The following is a 15,475-nucleotide window of genomic DNA, read 5'->3' on the forward strand; positions in this document are numbered from 1 at the left end:
CTCAACCTCACTCCTACCTCTAACAATCCCCCCCCGCCCGCGCTGCCCCACCCCCCCCCCGCCCCCGCCCCGCCGGGGGCCGCCCCCCCCCGCCCCCCCCCCCCCCCCCCGCTTCGGCATGTCCTTATTTCGTGGAGGATTCCGCGAAGGATTCCTCGGAACGTTCCTCGGAGCCAGTGGAAACGAGCCCGTCCAGGGCTGCTCCGAGACCCCCCAGAGAGTCCAGGGAATGCACTCCCTCAGCGGTCGCCTCCACGTCGAACCAGGCCCGGAAGTCCACCGGATGGCCGATGAGTTCGGCCGGGCTACGGGGCAACACCGCAGCTCGGGCGGCATCTTCCGACTCCCACAGCATCAGGGCGCCCCAGCGGCCCGTCGCCGGGTCCGACAGCCAGATCTTCAGGAGCAGACCCGGAATGCCCGTCCAGTGCTCCGACTCCTCTCGGATGAAATCCCGGAGCGTTCCTGCGGTCGCTTGCGCATCAGTGAGGTCCCACCACGCGATCATTGCCTTCATGGCGCCATCCTAGAGGGTGATGGCCGCCGTCTCGTGGGCGGTACTCAATCAAAGCACCAGTGAATAAAGCGAATTGAGTAGTCAATACTCAGGCGTGGGCGGCGGGCTGGTGATCGAATGGGGGACATCGGGCACGGCTGGCGGGGACCCGGTACGGGAGACCGACCGGCTTCGCCGAGCCGGCTGTTGACATTGGAGGACGAGTGGCGCCAACCGATCTGTCGATCCTGGACCTGCCGTACGACGCGGATCCGGACCCCGACGAGCTGGTGCGGGCGGCGATGGAGTGGCACTTCAGCCCGGAGACCGGATCGCCGTTCTGGCTGAAGCGGGCCGAGACCCTCGACTTCAACCCCCTGTCGGACGTCAAGGGCCACGCCGACCTGACCCTCTTCCCGAACGTCGCCAACGAGCTGCGGGACGTGCCCGCGGCCGACCTGGTGCCGCGCGGCTACGGTGAACGCCCCGACGTCGTCGGCGTCTTCGAGAGCGGCGGCACCACCGGCGCGCCCAAGCGGGTGGTCTGCCCGGCCGACTGGCTGGAGAAGCTGGTCGGTTGGAGCAACGCCAACCTCGACGTGCACGGCTTCCCGCGCGGCGTCGACTGGCTGGGGATCACCCCGTCCGGTCCCCACGTCGTCGGCGAGATCTTCCGGCGCTCGGCCCGCACCCACGGCCGGTACGCCTTCCAGGTCGACCTCGACCCGCGCTGGGTCAAGCGCCTGATCGCGGACGGCAAGGGAAGCCAGGCCGATGCCTACGCCGAGCACGTCATCGACCAGGCCGCCCACGTCCTGCGCACCCAGGACATCGGTGTGATGACCGTGACCCCGCCGCTGCTGGAGCGCATCGCCCAGCACGAGGAGCTCGTCGAGCTCGTCAACCGGAAGGTGAAGGCCATCCGCTGGGGCGGCACCCAGATGGACCCCGACACCGAGGCCCTCTACCGCACCGAGATCTTCCCCGAGACCACCCTCTACGGGCACTACGGCAGCACGATGATCCTCGGGATCGCCGGTCAGCGCCACGGCACCCCGCTCGGTGCGCCGTGCGTGTTCGACACCTTCTCGCCGTACATCACCTTCCAGGTCGTGGACCCCGCCACCCGTGAGCCGGTGGCGTACGGGGAGCGCGGCCAGGTCGTGATGCACCACGTCAGCAAGGCCCTGCTGCTGCCCAACAACCTGGAGCGCGACACCGCGATCAGGGTGGCCGCGCCCGAGGGCCGCGTCGGCGACTCGGCCGCGGGCATCGCCCCGGTCGCCCGCTTCGACGACGAGGTCGTCATCGAGGGGGTCTACTGATGGCCGCGGAGCAGCCGAAGGGGCAGGACGGGCAGGCCCACGAGACGCCCGTACTGGACGCTCTGGGCCCGGCCGGCCCGTACCGCGCCCACAACCGCCAGGAGATCACCGACGTGACCGGCGCGGTCATGGCCGAGATGAGCCTGGTGCCCGCGCTCTACGTCAACCGGGCGATGAAGGCCCTGCACGCCGCGACCCCGCTGCCCGCCGCCGAGCGGGCCGGGGCCCTGGCCCGTGCCGCCGAGCTGTTCCGCACGGCGACGCTCGGCGGGCTGACCGTACAGGAGTACGAGGCGGCCGTCAGTCGCGTCTCCGGCCTGCCCATCGAGGTCATCCGGGTCGCCACCGCGACCTGCGCCGAGCGGGTCGCGAACTCCTACCGCAGCGCCCAGCTCGCCCGGCCCGCCGGAGCGGTGCCCGACTGGCGCGACCCGCTGGTGCACACCTCCCAGGCCGTGTGGACCCGGCGCGGCGAGGTGCTTGCCGTCCACGTCCCCGGCAACCACCCCGGCACGCACGGGTTCTGGCCGGAGGCGCTGGCCCTGGGCTACCGGGTCGTCGTCCGCCCCGCCGCCCGCGAGCCGTTCACCGCGCACCGCCTGGTCCTCGCCCTGCGCGAGGCCGGGTTCGGCGGCGACCACGTCGTCCTGCTGCCCTGCGGCCACGAGGCGGCCGACGCCATCGTGCGGGGCGCGGACCTCGCCTACGGCGGGGACGAGGTGATCCGCCAGTACGCCGACGATCCCGGAGTGCTCTCCCTCCAGCCGGGCCGCTCGAAGATCCTGCTGACCGCGGACACCGACTGGCGCGACCACCTCGACATGATCGTCGACTCGGTGACCCGGCACGCCGGCAGTGGCTGCGTCAACGCCACCGCCGTGCTGGTCGAGGGCGACCCGGCCCCGCTCGCGGGCGCGATCGCCGAACGGCTGGCCGCACTGCCCAGCCTGCCGCCGTACGACGAGAAGGCCGTCCTGCCGGTGCAGAACACCAAGGCGGCGCGCGCACTGGAGAAGTTCGTGCTCGACCGGGCCCAGGGCACCCGCGCCTGGCTCGGCGGCACCGGGTTCGTCGACGAGCTCGGCGACGGCAGCGCCGTACTGCGTCCGGCCGTCCATCAGGTCGACTCTGCCGACGCCCCCCAGCTCTCCGCCGAAGTCCCCTTCCCCTGCGTGTGGGTCGGGCCGTGGAGCCGCGCGGACGACGTCGAGCCGCTGCGCGACACCCTGGTCCTGACCGTCGTCACCGAAGACGAGCACCTCGTACAGGCGCTGATCGACGAACCGACGATCAGCAACCTGCACGTCGGAAGCCATGCCACCCACTGGCACCGCCCCGGTCTGCCGCACGACGGCTACCTGGGCGAGTTCCTGATGCGAAGCAAGACCGTCGTCCGCGTCTGAAGCCGAAGCACAAGCCCACGCAAGCAGACCGCCGACGCACACACGGTCCGCCCTCCCGGCGGCCGGAGCAATGTCCAGCCAGCAGCCGCTGCAAACCCAGGGAGCGATGTGTCCCGCCGCCTGTTCACCTCGGAGTCCGTGACCGAAGGTCACCCCGACAAGATCGCTGACCAGATCAGCGACTCCATCCTCGACGAGCTCCTGCGCCAGGACCCCACCTCGCGCGTCGCCGTGGAGACCCTGATCACGACCGGTCTGGTCCACGTCGCCGGCGAGGTGACGACCAAGGCGTACGCCGACATCCCGACGCTGATCCGCACCAAGGTCCTGGAGATCGGCTACGACTCCTCGGCCAAGGGCTTCGACGGAGCGTCCTGCGGGGTCGAGGTCTCCATCGGCGCCCAGTCCCCGGACATCGCCCAGGGCGTCGACACCGCGTACGAGACCCGGGTGGAGGGTGCCGCCGCAGGTGAGGAAGGAGACGAGCTCGACAAGCAGGGCGCGGGCGACCAGGGCCTCATGTTCGGCTACGCCTCGGACGAGACCCCGGAGCTGATGCCGCTCCCGATCCACCTGGCGCACCGGCTCTCGCGCCGTCTGTCGGAGGTCCGCAAGGACGGCACGATCCCGTACCTGCGCCCGGACGGGAAGACCCAGGTCACCATCGAGTACGACGGCGACCGGGCCGTGCGCCTCGACACGGTCGTCGTCTCCTCGCAGCACGCCCCGGACATCGACCTGGAGAACCTGCTGGCCCCGGACATCCGGGAGCACGTCGTCGAGCACGTCCTGCGCCTCCTCCAGGAGGACGGCATCAAGCTGGAGACCGAGGGTTACCGGCTGCTGGTGAACCCCACCGGCCGTTTCGAGATCGGCGGCCCGATGGGCGACGCCGGCCTCACCGGCCGCAAGATCATCATCGACACGTACGGCGGCATGGCCCGCCACGGCGGCGGCGCCTTCTCCGGCAAGGACCCGTCCAAGGTCGACCGCTCGGCCGCGTACGCCATGCGCTGGGTCGCCAAGAACGTCGTCGCCGCCGGCCTCGCCTCGCGCTGCGAGGTCCAGGTCGCGTACGCCATCGGCAAGGCCGAGCCGGTGGGTCTGTTCGTCGAGACCTTCGGCACCAACAACGTCGACACCAGCCTGATCGAGAACGCAATTGCCGAGGTCTTCGACCTGCGCCCGGCCGCGATCATCCGCGACCTCGACCTGCTGCGCCCGATCTACGCCCAGACCGCCGCGTACGGCCACTTCGGCCGCGAACTCCCCGACTTCACCTGGGAACGCACCGACCGCGTCGACGCCCTGCGCCGGGCCGCGGGCATCTGACGGGCCACGGACGAGACTCGACGGGAGCAACGCAGCGATGCGCATAGCGGTGTCAGGGTCGATCGCGACCGACCATCTCATGGCCTTCCCCGGCCGTTTCACCGACCAGCTGATCCCCGATCAGCTCGCCCACATCTCGTTGTCCTTCCTGGTCGACGACCTGGAGGTGCGCCGCGGCGGGGTGGCGGCCAATATTGCCTACGGCCTCGGCCGGCTGGGGCTGACGCCCCTGCTGGTCGGGTCCGTCGGCCTCGACTTCGGCCCGTACGAAGTCTGGCTCAAGGAGCACGGCGTCGACACGGGCGCTGTCCGGGTGTCCGACACGGTGCAGACCGCACGGTTCGTCTGCATCACGGACCAGGACAGCAACCAGATCGCCGCCTTCTACGCGGGCGCGATGAGCGAGGCCCGGGAGATCGACCTGGCGGCAGCTGCCGCGCAGGACCGGCCCGACCTCGTCCTGGTCTGCGCGAACGACCCGGCGGCGATGATCCGCCACACCCGGCAGGCCATGGGCCTGGGCATCCCCTTCGCCGCCGACCCCTCGCAGCAGCTCGCCCGGCTGACCGGCGAGGAGGCCACCGAACTCGTGAACGGCGCCACCTGGCTGTTCACCAACGAGTACGAGGCCGCGCTGCTGGCCGAGCGCACCGGGCGCACCCGCGAGGACATCCTCGCGAGCGTCGGCACCTGGGTGACGACCCTCGGCGAGCGCGGCGTACGGATCGAGCGCGCGGGGGAACCCGAGCTCCTCGTCCCGGCCGTCCCGTGCGAGCACGTCACCGACCCCACCGGGGCCGGCGACGGCTTCCGCGCCGGCTTCCTCGCGGCCGTCGCGGCCGGCCTGCCGCTGGTGGCGGCCTGCCGCCTCGGCTGCGCGGTGGCGTCGTCCGTGCTGGACACCGTCGGCCCCCAGGGCTACGCGGCCGCCCCGGGCCTCCTGGCGGAGCGCGTGCGCGGCGCGTACGGGGCGGCGGCCGCCGAACAGCTGTGGCCGGTCCTCGGGCGGGAATCATGACGCTGCGCGAGACGCTCGCCTCCGGGACCCGGTCCTTCTCCTTCGAGTTCTTCCCGCCCAAGACGGAGGCCGGCCACCGCAACGTGTGGGACGCCATCCGGCGGATCGAGCCGCTGGCACCCACCTTCGTCTCCGTCACGTACGGGGCCGGCGGGTCCTCCCGGGACCGAACCGTGGAACTGACGAAGCGGATCGCGTCCGACACGACCCTGCGTCCGGTGGCCCACCTCACCGCGGTGGGGCACTCGGTCGCCGAACTGCGCCGCATCATCGGCCAGTACGCGGATGCGGGCGTACGCGACGTCCTGGTCCTGCGGGGGGATCCGCCCGGGGACCCGCGGGGGCCTTGGGTGCCGCACCCGGACGGGTTCACCTACGCCCACGAACTGGTCACCCTCGTACGGGAGGCCGGGGCGTTCAGCGTCGGTGTGGCGGCGTTCCCCGAACGCCATCCGCGCTCCGTCGACTGGGACGGCGAGATCCGGCACTTCGTGGCCAAGTGCCGGGCGGGCGCCGACTATGCCGTCACGCAGATGTTCTTCGACGTCGAGGACTACCTGCGGTTGCGCGACCGGGTGGCCGCCGCGGGCTGTGACATCCCGATCATCCCGGAGATCATGCCGGCGACCGACGTGCGGCAGATCCGCCGCTTCGCCGAACTGAGCAACGCGGCCTTCCCGGAGGAGCTGGCCCGCCGGCTCGACGCCGCGCGCGACCGGCCCGACGAGGGCCACCGCATCGGTGTGGAGTACGCCGTCGCCATGTCCGAACGGCTGCTCGCCGAAGGGGCCCCGGGGCTGCACTACATCACCTTGAACCGGTCCATGGCGACGCTGGACATCCACCGCGCCGTCATGGCCGCCCAGGCGGTCACCGCCTGACCCTCAGCAGCGCGACCCGGCTCGGGATTTTCGTTTTCGAAATACCCCGGCCGGGTTGTGCTGTTGTGCCATGCCCATTGCCATAAACGACAGTTCTGCCCGGCAAGGGAGGTAGTTATTGGACACCTTCCCCGGAGCAGTAGATGATTTTAAGGAAACGCCGAACCGGCGATCCGAAGGGGGAGGAGTGGAGTGCACGCATCCGATGCGAATCCACGGGAAGTAGAATTCGCAGCCGTTATCGCCGAGATCTGGTGTGAGGTCCTGGAAGTCCCCGCAGTGGGTGACGAGGACAACTTCTTCGATCTTGGCGGCCACTCCCTGCTGCTCCAGATGGTCCGGGAGCGGGTCGTCCAGCGCACCGGGAAGAACATCGAGCTCATCGAGTTCTTCACGCACCCGACCGTGCGCTCCCTCGCGCGCCGCCTGGAGACCGAGGGGACCGGCACGCCCGCCGCGGCCGCCGACGGCCGACGCCGTCCGGCAGGCCGGCTCAACCGCCTGGGAAACCGCCGGGCCCAGCTCGGCGGAAATGCCTCGGACACCCGCGGAGAATTCGGTGAGTGACAGCGAACCCCAGGAATACACCGACGGCTTCATCGCCGTCGTCGGAATGGCTGGCCGCTTTCCCGGCGCCGCCGACATCGATGAATTCTGGGCCAATCTCTCGTCCGGGACCGACTCGGTCACCCGCGATGCCCCCCAGGTCGTCCCGGGCGGCGCGCCCGACGGCGGCGACCTCACCTACGTGCCGTCACGCGGCCGGCTGGACGGCGCCGAGTGGTTCGACGCCGACTACTTCGGCTACTCCGCGAAGGAGGCGTTCCTGCTCGACCCGCAGCACCGGGTCTTCCTGGAATGCGCGGCCGCGGCCCTGGAGGACGCGGGCGCCGACCCCGACCGCTTCCCCGGCGCCATCGGTGTCTACGGCGGCTCCACCGAGACCCGGTACGCGGAGGTGCTCACGGCCCAGCGCGCCCAGCTCGCCGGAGTGACCGAGGACGACATCGTCCTCGGCACCGCACCCGACTTCCTGGTCTCCCGCACGGCCGAGCGACTGGGCCTGCGGGGCCCGGCCGTCGCCGTGCAGTCGGCCTGCGCCACCGCTCTGGTGGCCATCCACACCGCCGGGCGCGGCCTGCTCGCCGGCGACTGCGACATGGCCCTGGCGGGCGGCGTCGCCGTGCACGTACCGCCGAAGAAGATCACGTGGACCGGACCGGACGGCACCCTGGCGCCCGACGGCGTCTGCCGCGCCTTCGACGCGAAGGGGGAGGGGACCGTCGCCGGCAACGGAGTTGGCGTGGTCGTCCTCAAGCGCCTGTCCGACGCGCTGGCCGACGGCGACCACATCCGCGCCGTCGTCCGCGGCTCGGCCGTGACCAACGACGGCTCGGGCCGGATCGGCTTCACTGCGCCCAGCGTGGCCGGCCAGGTCGCCGCGGTCCGGGAGGCCCAGCTCACTGCGGGCACCGACGCCCGCACCATCACGTACGTGGAGGCGCACGGCACCGCCACCCCGCTCGGCGACCCGATCGAGGTCACGGCCCTCACCCAGGCCTTCCGGGCCGACACCGACGATCAGGGCTTCTGCGCCATCGGCTCGGTGAAGACCAACATCGGGCACGCCGACGCGGCTGCCGGCGCCGCGGGCTTCGTCAAGACCGTCCTGGCTCTCGGCCAGCGGCAGATCCCGCCGAGCCTGCACTTCACCGAGCCCAACCCCCAGATCGACTTCGCCACCGGCCCGTTCAAGGTCGCCACCGAACTCACCGACTGGGAGCCGGGCGACTTCCCCCGTCGCGCCGGCGTGAGCTCCTTCGCGGTCGGCGGCGTCAACGCCCATCTGGTCCTGGAAGAGGCCCCGCAGCGGCCGGCGCGCGAGTCCGAGCGGCGCGCCCACCTGCTGGTGCACTCCGCGCGCACCCCGTCCGCGCTGCGCACCCGGCTGGCCCGGTTCGACGACCACCTCGCCGGCGCCGCGACCCCGGCCACCGCGGACGTCGCCTGGACCCTCCAGACGGGCCGGCGCGAGCACGCGTACCGCGCGTTCGCCGTCGCGGGCGACGGCCCGGCCCGGGAGCCGGTCCGCTCCGCCGAACCCCCGCGGGAGCGGCCCGTGGTGTTCCTCTTCCCGGGCCGGATCGGACCGGCCGAGGCCTGGCGGCTGCACACCACCGAGCCCGCCTTCCGGGAGGCCTTCGGCGCCGCCCTCGACGGCGCCGACGACCGGCTCGTCCGCGAGGTACGGGACGTGGCCCGGGGCCTGGCCTGGCCCGACGACCCGGTGGTGCGCGACACCTACGTCTTCGCCTTCGAGTACGCCCTGGCCTCGCTCTGGCAGCGCTGGGGCATCCGGCCGGGCGCGGTGCACGGCACCGGCGTCGGCGCGCTGGTCGCGGCCGTCGTCGCGGGAGTCTTCCCGCTCGCTGACGCGCTGCGCCTGATCACGGAACCGGTCCGGACCCGCGGCGGCGACGACGAACTGCGCACGCTGGTGCGGTCCCTGGCTCCGCAGCCGCACCGGATCCCTGTCGTCCTCGGCGATGGCACCTGGTACGGCACGCAGACGCCGATCGAGGCCGAGCGCTGGGCCGGTGAGCTGCGCGAGCCGGCCGACCCGGACGCCGCGCTGGACACGGTCCTGGCCGACCCCGAGCGCATCCTGCTCCAGGTGGGCGCCGGCTCCAGCCTGGTCACCCTCGCCGGGCAGCAACCGCGCCACACCCCCGGGCACCTCGTGCTCGCCGGGCTGGCCGCACCCGACGCCTCCGGCGACGCGCTGGCCGCCCTGTACGACGCACTCGGGCACCTGTGGCTGTCCGGGGCGCGGATCTCTTGGGCGGGCGTGCACGAGGGTGAGCGCCGGGCCAAGGTCGCGCTGCCCACCTACCCCTTCGAGCGGCTCCCGTACCTGGTGCGCCACCCGGCGGAGGAGGCCCATGCGGCCACCGGCGCCGGCGCTGCCGGAACCGGCGCCGCCGGGACCAGTGCGGCGTACGACCGGCCCGCGGACGACGAGCCCGCCCCCCTGAGCGGCGCTCAGGCCGGCGGGAGCCGGCCGGAGTCCGAGGACCGTCCCGCGGACGACACCCCCCTCGGCGTGGTGCTGCGGCTGTTCGGCGAGGCCCTCGGACTGCCCGACATCGAACCCGACGAGAACTTCTTCGAACTCGGCGGTGACTCCCTCATCGCCGTGAAGCTCTTTGCCCAGCTCAGGGAGATCTACCCGGTCGAGATCAAGATGCGTGCGCTGTTCGAGTCCGCGACGGCGGTCGACCTGGCCGCACTGATCGAGCAGCAGCTGGCCGACCCGCACCAGGACACGGAAGAGGAGTCCGCATGAACGGCACCGGAGCCGCAATCGGCGTCGGACCCGCACCCGAGGCCGCCACGGCGGCCGACCTGCAGGCCCGCTGGCTCTCCGGCCGCAGGCCCAGGACGGACACCACGCTCGACCTGTATTGCTTCGCCCACGCGGGCGGTTCGGCAGGCGAGTTCGTCCGCTGGGCCGGCTCCCTGCCCGGAGTCCGCCTCTGGGCGGTCAAGCTGCCCGGCCGCGCACCGCGGCAGGACGAAGCCCCGTACAAGCGGATCGACGACCTGGTCACGGACCTCGTCGAGCAGGTCGACTTCGGCCGCCGGGACTTCGCCTTCTTCGGTCACAGCCTGGGCGCCCTGATCGCGTTCGAGACCACCCGCGCGCTGCGCCGGGCCGGTCTGCGTCAGCCCCGCGCCCTGCTGCTGTCCTCCATGCAGCCGCCGCCCCTCACGGCCCGGCAGGGCGTCTGCCTGCTGCCGGACGACGAGTTGCTGGCCCAGATCGAGAGCCGCTGGGGCGCGCTGCCCATGGTCGTCCACGAGGAGCCGGACCTCAAGCGGCTCGCGCTGCGCTACCTGCGTGCGGACGCCGAACTCGCCGACTCCCACGAGTACGTCGTCGAGGACCCGCTGGACATCCCGATCACGGCCTTCGCCGGCGACGAGGAGGACCCGGGCCAGCTCGACTGGGCCGCCCACACCCGCAGCGCCTTCGCCACGCACCTCCTGCCCGGCGGCCACTTCTACTTCCGCGACCCGCAGTCGCAGGCCCAGCTCCTGCGCCTCATCGGCGACGCACTGAGCACGGAGAACTAGGGGACAGCCATGCGTTACACCACCTTCGGCCGCAACACGGGCCTGCGCGTCTCCGAGTACGCCCTCGGCACCGCCAACTTCGGCACCCTGTGGGGTGGCGGCGCCAACCGCGAGGAGTCCCGCAAGATCTTCGACCGCTTCGCCGAGGCCGGCGGCACCTTCATCGACTCGGCCGACAACTACCAGATCGGCGAGTCGGAGAAGCTCCTCGGGGAGTTCCTCGGTGCCGAGCGCGACCACTTCGTGGTCAGCACCAAGTTCACCCTGGGAGCCGGCCGCGCCCGGATCTCCAACACGGGCAACAGCGCCAAGAACATCCGCAGTTCGGTCGAGGCCAGCCTCAAGCGGCTCGGCACCGACTACATCGACGTGTACTGGGCCCACCTGCCCGATTCGGTCACCCCGGTCGAGGAGATCCTGGGCGCCCTCGACGGCCTGGTCCGGTCCGGCAAGATCCTGTACGCCGGGCTCTCCAACTTCCCGGCCTGGCGGATCTCCCGAGCCGTCACCCTCGCCGAACTGCGCTCGCTGACCCGGCTGGTGGGCATCCAGTTTGAGTACAGCCTCGCCGAGCGCGGTGCGGACCGCGAGCTGATCCCCATGGCCGAGGCCCTGGGCCTGGGCACCGCCCTGTGGTCGCCGCTCGGCGGGGGACTGCTCACCGGTAAGTACCGGCAGAGCCGCAGCGGCCGCCTCAGCGACTGGGAGGGCCAGGCCATCCGGGTCGAGGACTCCGAGCAGCGCACCGCCGTCATCGACGCCGTGCTCGCCGTCGCCGAGGAGACGGGCGCCCCCGCCGGACAGGTCGCCATGGCCTGGCTGCGCGCCCGGGCGGCGCGCTCGGCCACCGCGCTGGTGCCCGTCATCGGCCCGCGGACCGTCGACCAGCTCGACGACTACCTGGCCTCGCTGGAGCTCACCCTCGACGACGGCCAGTTCGATCGGCTGGAGCAGGCTGGCGCGATCCGACTCGGCCAGCCCTACGAGCTGATCGCCGGCCACCAGGACGCCGCGCTGGGCCGCTCAGGCGACCGGTTCATCCTCCCGACCACTCCCGTGGCCTGACGGCCGGCGTGTGTACGGGACTTCGACGAGAAAGGGAAGGGCGGACCGCATGACGGACCTCGCACCGGGCGACCTCGACCTCTGCCCAAGCTTCGACCCCGGCTTCGACCTCGACGCCCACGTCGCCGTCGTCGGCATGGCGGCGCGCTTCGGGCAGGCCGCGGACCTCAACGCGTTCCGCGGGGGCCGGCCGGCCGACGCGTCGGACGCGACCGCCGGGCCGCTGGCCGACGCCGACGCGTTCGACCACAGGTTCTTCGGCATCTCACCGCGCGAGTCGGCGATCCTCGACCCGCAGCAGCGCATCCTGCTGGAGTGCGCCCAGCACGCCCTGGAGGACGCCGCCCACGATCCGGCCCGCGACGAGGCGGTCGTCGGCATCTACGCGGGCGGCGCCACCACGGCCCACGCGGCGCGGCTGCGCCGCCATGCCGTCGGGTCGCCCCACCTCGACGACCGGCAGGTCCGGGCCGGCACCGGGGCCGACTTCCTCGCCTCCCGCGTCGCCTACAAGCTGGGGATGACCGGCCCCGCCGTCTCCGTGCAGGCCGCCGGGGCGACGGCCCTGGTCGCGGTGCACACCGCCGTCCAGGCGCTGCTCGGCGGCGAGTGCGACCTCGCCCTGGCCGGGTCGGTCACCGTGCACGCCCCCGCGGGCGGCGCCCCGAGCGGCGGCTGCGCGGTGGCCGTGCTGAAGCCGCTCCGGGCCGCCCTGGAGGGCGGCGACCGGATCTACGCCGTCGTCCGCGGCACCGCCGTCGGCACGACGGGACCCGGGGAGTCCGCCGAGGAGGGCCGCGCCCGCATCGTCCGCGACGCCCTCGCGGTGAGCGGTGTCGCCGCGGACACGGTCGTCGCGGTGGACACCCCCGCCGGGACGAGCGTCACCGACACCGCACCCGCCGCGGCCGCGTTCGTACGGGCCGTCCTCGCGGTGTACGACGGAGGGGACCGGCCGGCCGGTGGCGACGTGCCGCGGCGTGCCGCGGTGAGCGGCTCCGGCCCCTTCGGCACGCACGCCCATGCGGTCGTCGAGCAGGCGCCGGCTGCGGTCTCCGCCGGCACGCCCGAGCCCGCCGCCGCGTCCGCCCGCACGCCCGAGCCCGCCGCGGACGGCTGGCAGCTGCTCCCGTACTCGGCGAAGTCCGCAACCGCGCTGGCCGCGGTGGCGGCGCGGCTCGGCCGCCACCTGGACCGTGCCGAGGACGCCGCCGCGCTCCAGGACGCAGCCTGGACCCTGCAGACCGGCCGGACGCGGTACACCCACCGGGGCTTCGCGGTGGCCCGCGACCACGCCGAGGCGGCCGCCGCGCTCGCCGAAGTCAAGGTCAAGGTCAAGGAGCGGTCCGCGGGGAGTACCGCGGGCGGCCCGCCGCCAGTGGTGTTCACCTTCCCCGGGCACGGCGGCCAGCACGTCGGCATGGCCCGCGGGCTGTACCGCCTCGACCCGCGCTTCCGGGCCGATCTGGACGCGTGCGTCGCGCACGTCCGGGACGCCTCCGGCGTGGACATCGGCGTCGTCTTCGACCCCGAGGGGGAAGCGGCCGAGGCGGCGGCCCGCCGCTGCGTCGCGGATGGCCAGATCGCGCAACTCGCGGTCTTCGTACTGGAGTACGCTCTCGCCAAGGCCTTCATCCGCTGGGGTGTGCGCCCTGCGGCGGTCGTCGGCCACAGCCTCGGCGGGTACGCCGCCGCCTGCATCGCCGGGGTGTTCTCCTTCCCCGACGCCGTCAGGATGGTCCTCAAGCGCACCGAGCTGCTGCTCACCCTGGCCCCGGGCGCCATGGCGGCCGTACGGCTGCCCGAGGCCGAGCTGCTGCCGCTGCTCCCCGAGGGTGTCGGGATCGCCGTGATCAGCGGCCCCGACCAGGTGACCGTCTCCGGTCCGCGCGAGGCGGTGGAGCGGTTCGTCGAGGAGCACGCGTCCAAGGGGCTGGAGACGCGCCTGCTGAAGGTCCCGGGGGCCGGCCACTCCTCGCTGGTCGACGCGGTGCTCGACGAGTACGAGGCGTTCCTCGCCGACATCGAGTTCCACCGGCCGGCGATCCGCGTGATCTCGGACACCAGCGGGACCTGGGCCGACCCGGAGGAGATCCGCACCCCCGGCTACTGGTGCCGGCACATGCGCCACGCCGTGCGCTACCACGACGTCCTGGAGACGCTGAACGCCCTGCAGGGCTGCGCCCTCGTCGAGGTCGGCCCCGGCACCACGCTCACCTCGCTGGCCCGCCGCCACGCGGAACTGCGCTGGAACCACCCGATCCTGCAGGCCCTGCCGCATCCGACCGACGAGACGCCCGACCCGAAGGTCCTGCTGTCGGCGCTAGGCGCGCTGTGGGCCGCCGGCGTCGAGATCGAGTGGGCGGCGTTGCACCCGCTGCGCGCCCCCCGCAGGACCTCCCTGCCGGGCTACCCGTACGAACGCACCGCGTTCCCCCTGCCCGCGGCCTGACCGGCCGGGCACCTCCCGCACCCATCGCACGCCCGCATTTGCGTTCCACCCGCCACCGTCGACGACGACTAGGAGAGCAGTGACCATGGAGAAGAGCCTGTACGAGCTCGGCGAGATGCCGCCGCTCGGCTCCGTTCCGGAGAAGATGTACGCGTCCGTGATCCGCCAGGACCGCTTCGGCGAGCCGAAGAAGTCCTTCGCCACCGAGGTCATCGACACCCCCAGGCCGGGCCGCGGCCAGGTACTCGTCTGGGTGATGGCGGCCGGCATCAACTTCAACAACGTCTGGGCCGGCCTCGGCTACCCCCTGGACGTCATCGCCGCCCGCCAGAAGCGCGGCGAGCCCGAGGACTTCCACATCGGCGGCTCCGAGGGCTCGGGTGTGGTCTTCGCCGTCGGCGAGGGCGTGGCCGGGGTCTCCGTGGGCGACCAGGTCGTCCTCTCCGGCGGCCAGTGGGACGAGACCGCGGAGGACATCCGTCTCGGCGGCGACCCGACGTTCTCGCCCACCCTGCAGGCCTGGGGGTACGAGTCCAACTACGGCACCTTCGCCCAGTTCGCGCTCGTCAACGACTACCAGTGCCACCCGAAGCCGAAGAACCTCACGTGGGAGTCCGCCGCCTCCTTCATCCTCACCGGCTCCACCGCGTACCGCCAGCTGTTCGGCTGGGCGCCCCACACGGTCAAGCCGGGCGACCCGGTGCTCATCTGGGGCGGCGCCGGAGGGCTCGGGTCCATGGCCATCCAGCTGGTGCGCAACGCGGGCGGGCTGCCCGTCGCGGTGGTCTCCAGCGAGGAGCGCGCCGAGTACTGCCGCGGCCTCGGTGCGGTCGGCACGATCAACCGCCGCGACTTCTCCCACTGGGGCCGGATGCCTGATCTCAACGACCCGGCCGCGTACGGCACCTGGATGCGCGAGCTGCGCGGTTTCGGCCGCGCCTACTGGGAGGCACTCGGCGAGCGCCGCGCGCCGAAGATCGTCCTGGAGCACAGTGGCCAGGACACCATCCCGACCTCCATGTACCTGTGCGACACCGGTGGCATGGTCACCATCTGCGGCGGCACCTCCGGCTACGCGGCCGACGTGGACCTGCGGTTCCTGTGGATGCGGCAGAAGCGCCTGCAGGGCTCGCACGGCTTCAACCCGGCCCAGTGCCGCGCGGTGATCCACCTCGTGGCCTCCGGGCAGCTCGACCCCTGCCTCTCCGGGCTGTTCAGCCTCGACGAGATCGGCGAGGCCCACCAGCTGATGCACGAGAACCGCCAGCCCCCCGGCAACATGGCGGCGCTGATCAACGCGCCGCGGGCGGGGCTCACCGACCTCGCCTGAGCGGCCCTTCGAGGATGCCCACCTGCCACCCTTGAT

The 15,475-nt window shown here is 72.6% G+C and carries 12 protein-coding genes; 11 read left to right on the plus strand and 1 reads right to left on the minus strand.

Annotation, left to right across the window (positions count from 1 at the left end):
• Positions 1–124 precede the first annotated feature (124 nt).
• Positions 125–517 carry a hypothetical protein gene (locus ACFXDJ_RS32270; RefSeq protein ID WP_384659568.1) on the minus strand — a complete coding sequence of 131 codons (393 nt, stop codon included), beginning with the start codon at positions 515–517 and terminating at the stop codon, positions 125–127.
• 203 nt (positions 518–720) lie between these two features.
• Here ACFXDJ_RS32270 and ACFXDJ_RS32275 point away from each other — a divergent pair, with 203 nt between their 5' ends.
• The 11 genes from ACFXDJ_RS32275 (at position 721) to ccrA (ending at position 15,439) form a co-directional block, all read left to right on the plus strand.
• Positions 721–1,821, plus strand: a complete 1,101-nt coding sequence (locus tag ACFXDJ_RS32275) for a phenazine antibiotic biosynthesis protein (protein ID WP_384659566.1) — start codon at positions 721–723, stop codon at positions 1,819–1,821.
• Positions 1,821–3,224: an aldehyde dehydrogenase family protein gene (locus ACFXDJ_RS32280; RefSeq protein WP_384659564.1), complete on the plus strand. Its 1,404-nt coding sequence runs from the start codon at positions 1,821–1,823 to the stop codon at positions 3,222–3,224. The genes ACFXDJ_RS32275 and ACFXDJ_RS32280 overlap by 1 nt, the downstream gene beginning before the upstream one ends.
• A 108-nt stretch (positions 3,225–3,332) precedes the next feature.
• A complete protein-coding gene (metK, locus tag ACFXDJ_RS32285; protein WP_384851085.1) occupies positions 3,333–4,556 on the plus strand; it encodes a methionine adenosyltransferase in 1,224 nt (407 codons plus the stop codon).
• Between the two features lie 37 nt (positions 4,557–4,593).
• Positions 4,594–5,574 carry a carbohydrate kinase family protein gene (locus ACFXDJ_RS32290; RefSeq protein ID WP_384662364.1) on the plus strand — a complete coding sequence of 327 codons (981 nt, stop codon included), beginning with the start codon at positions 4,594–4,596 and terminating at the stop codon, positions 5,572–5,574.
• Positions 5,568–6,455 (plus strand): methylenetetrahydrofolate reductase [NAD(P)H], encoded by an 888-nt coding sequence (gene metF, locus ACFXDJ_RS32295; protein WP_384662367.1) that lies wholly within the window; start codon positions 5,568–5,570, stop codon positions 6,453–6,455. Before ACFXDJ_RS32290 ends, metF begins: the two co-directional genes overlap by 7 nt.
• Before the next feature lie 192 nt (positions 6,456–6,647).
• Positions 6,648–7,022: a phosphopantetheine-binding protein gene (locus ACFXDJ_RS32300; protein WP_384662361.1), complete on the plus strand. Its 375-nt coding sequence runs from the start codon at positions 6,648–6,650 to the stop codon at positions 7,020–7,022.
• Entirely contained in the window at positions 7,015–9,801 is a 2,787-nt protein-coding gene (locus ACFXDJ_RS32305; protein ID WP_384851087.1) for a type I polyketide synthase, read from the plus strand. The genes ACFXDJ_RS32300 and ACFXDJ_RS32305 overlap by 8 nt, the downstream gene beginning before the upstream one ends.
• Positions 9,798–10,592: a thioesterase II family protein gene (locus ACFXDJ_RS32310; RefSeq protein ID WP_384662356.1), complete on the plus strand. Its 795-nt coding sequence runs from the start codon at positions 9,798–9,800 to the stop codon at positions 10,590–10,592. The genes ACFXDJ_RS32305 and ACFXDJ_RS32310 overlap by 4 nt, the downstream gene beginning before the upstream one ends.
• A gap of 9 nt (positions 10,593–10,601) precedes the next feature.
• The gene (locus ACFXDJ_RS32315) at positions 10,602–11,657 is read left to right on the plus strand and encodes an aldo/keto reductase (protein ID WP_384851089.1); all 1,056 of its coding nucleotides are present in this window, start codon (positions 10,602–10,604) and stop codon (positions 11,655–11,657) included.
• Between the two features lie 49 nt (positions 11,658–11,706).
• Entirely contained in the window at positions 11,707–14,109 is a 2,403-nt protein-coding gene (locus ACFXDJ_RS32320; RefSeq protein WP_384851091.1) for an acyltransferase domain-containing protein, read from the plus strand.
• Positions 14,110–14,194: 85 nt separating this feature from the next.
• Positions 14,195–15,439, plus strand: coding sequence for a crotonyl-CoA carboxylase/reductase (gene ccrA, locus ACFXDJ_RS32325; RefSeq protein WP_384656812.1), 1,245 nt, complete (start codon positions 14,195–14,197; stop codon positions 15,437–15,439).
• The last annotated feature ends 36 nt before the right edge of the window (positions 15,440–15,475 follow it).

The sequence above is a fragment of the Streptomyces sp. NPDC059443 genome (genome assembly GCF_042750105.1).
Lineage (GTDB): Bacteria > Actinomycetota > Actinomycetes > Streptomycetales > Streptomycetaceae > Streptomyces.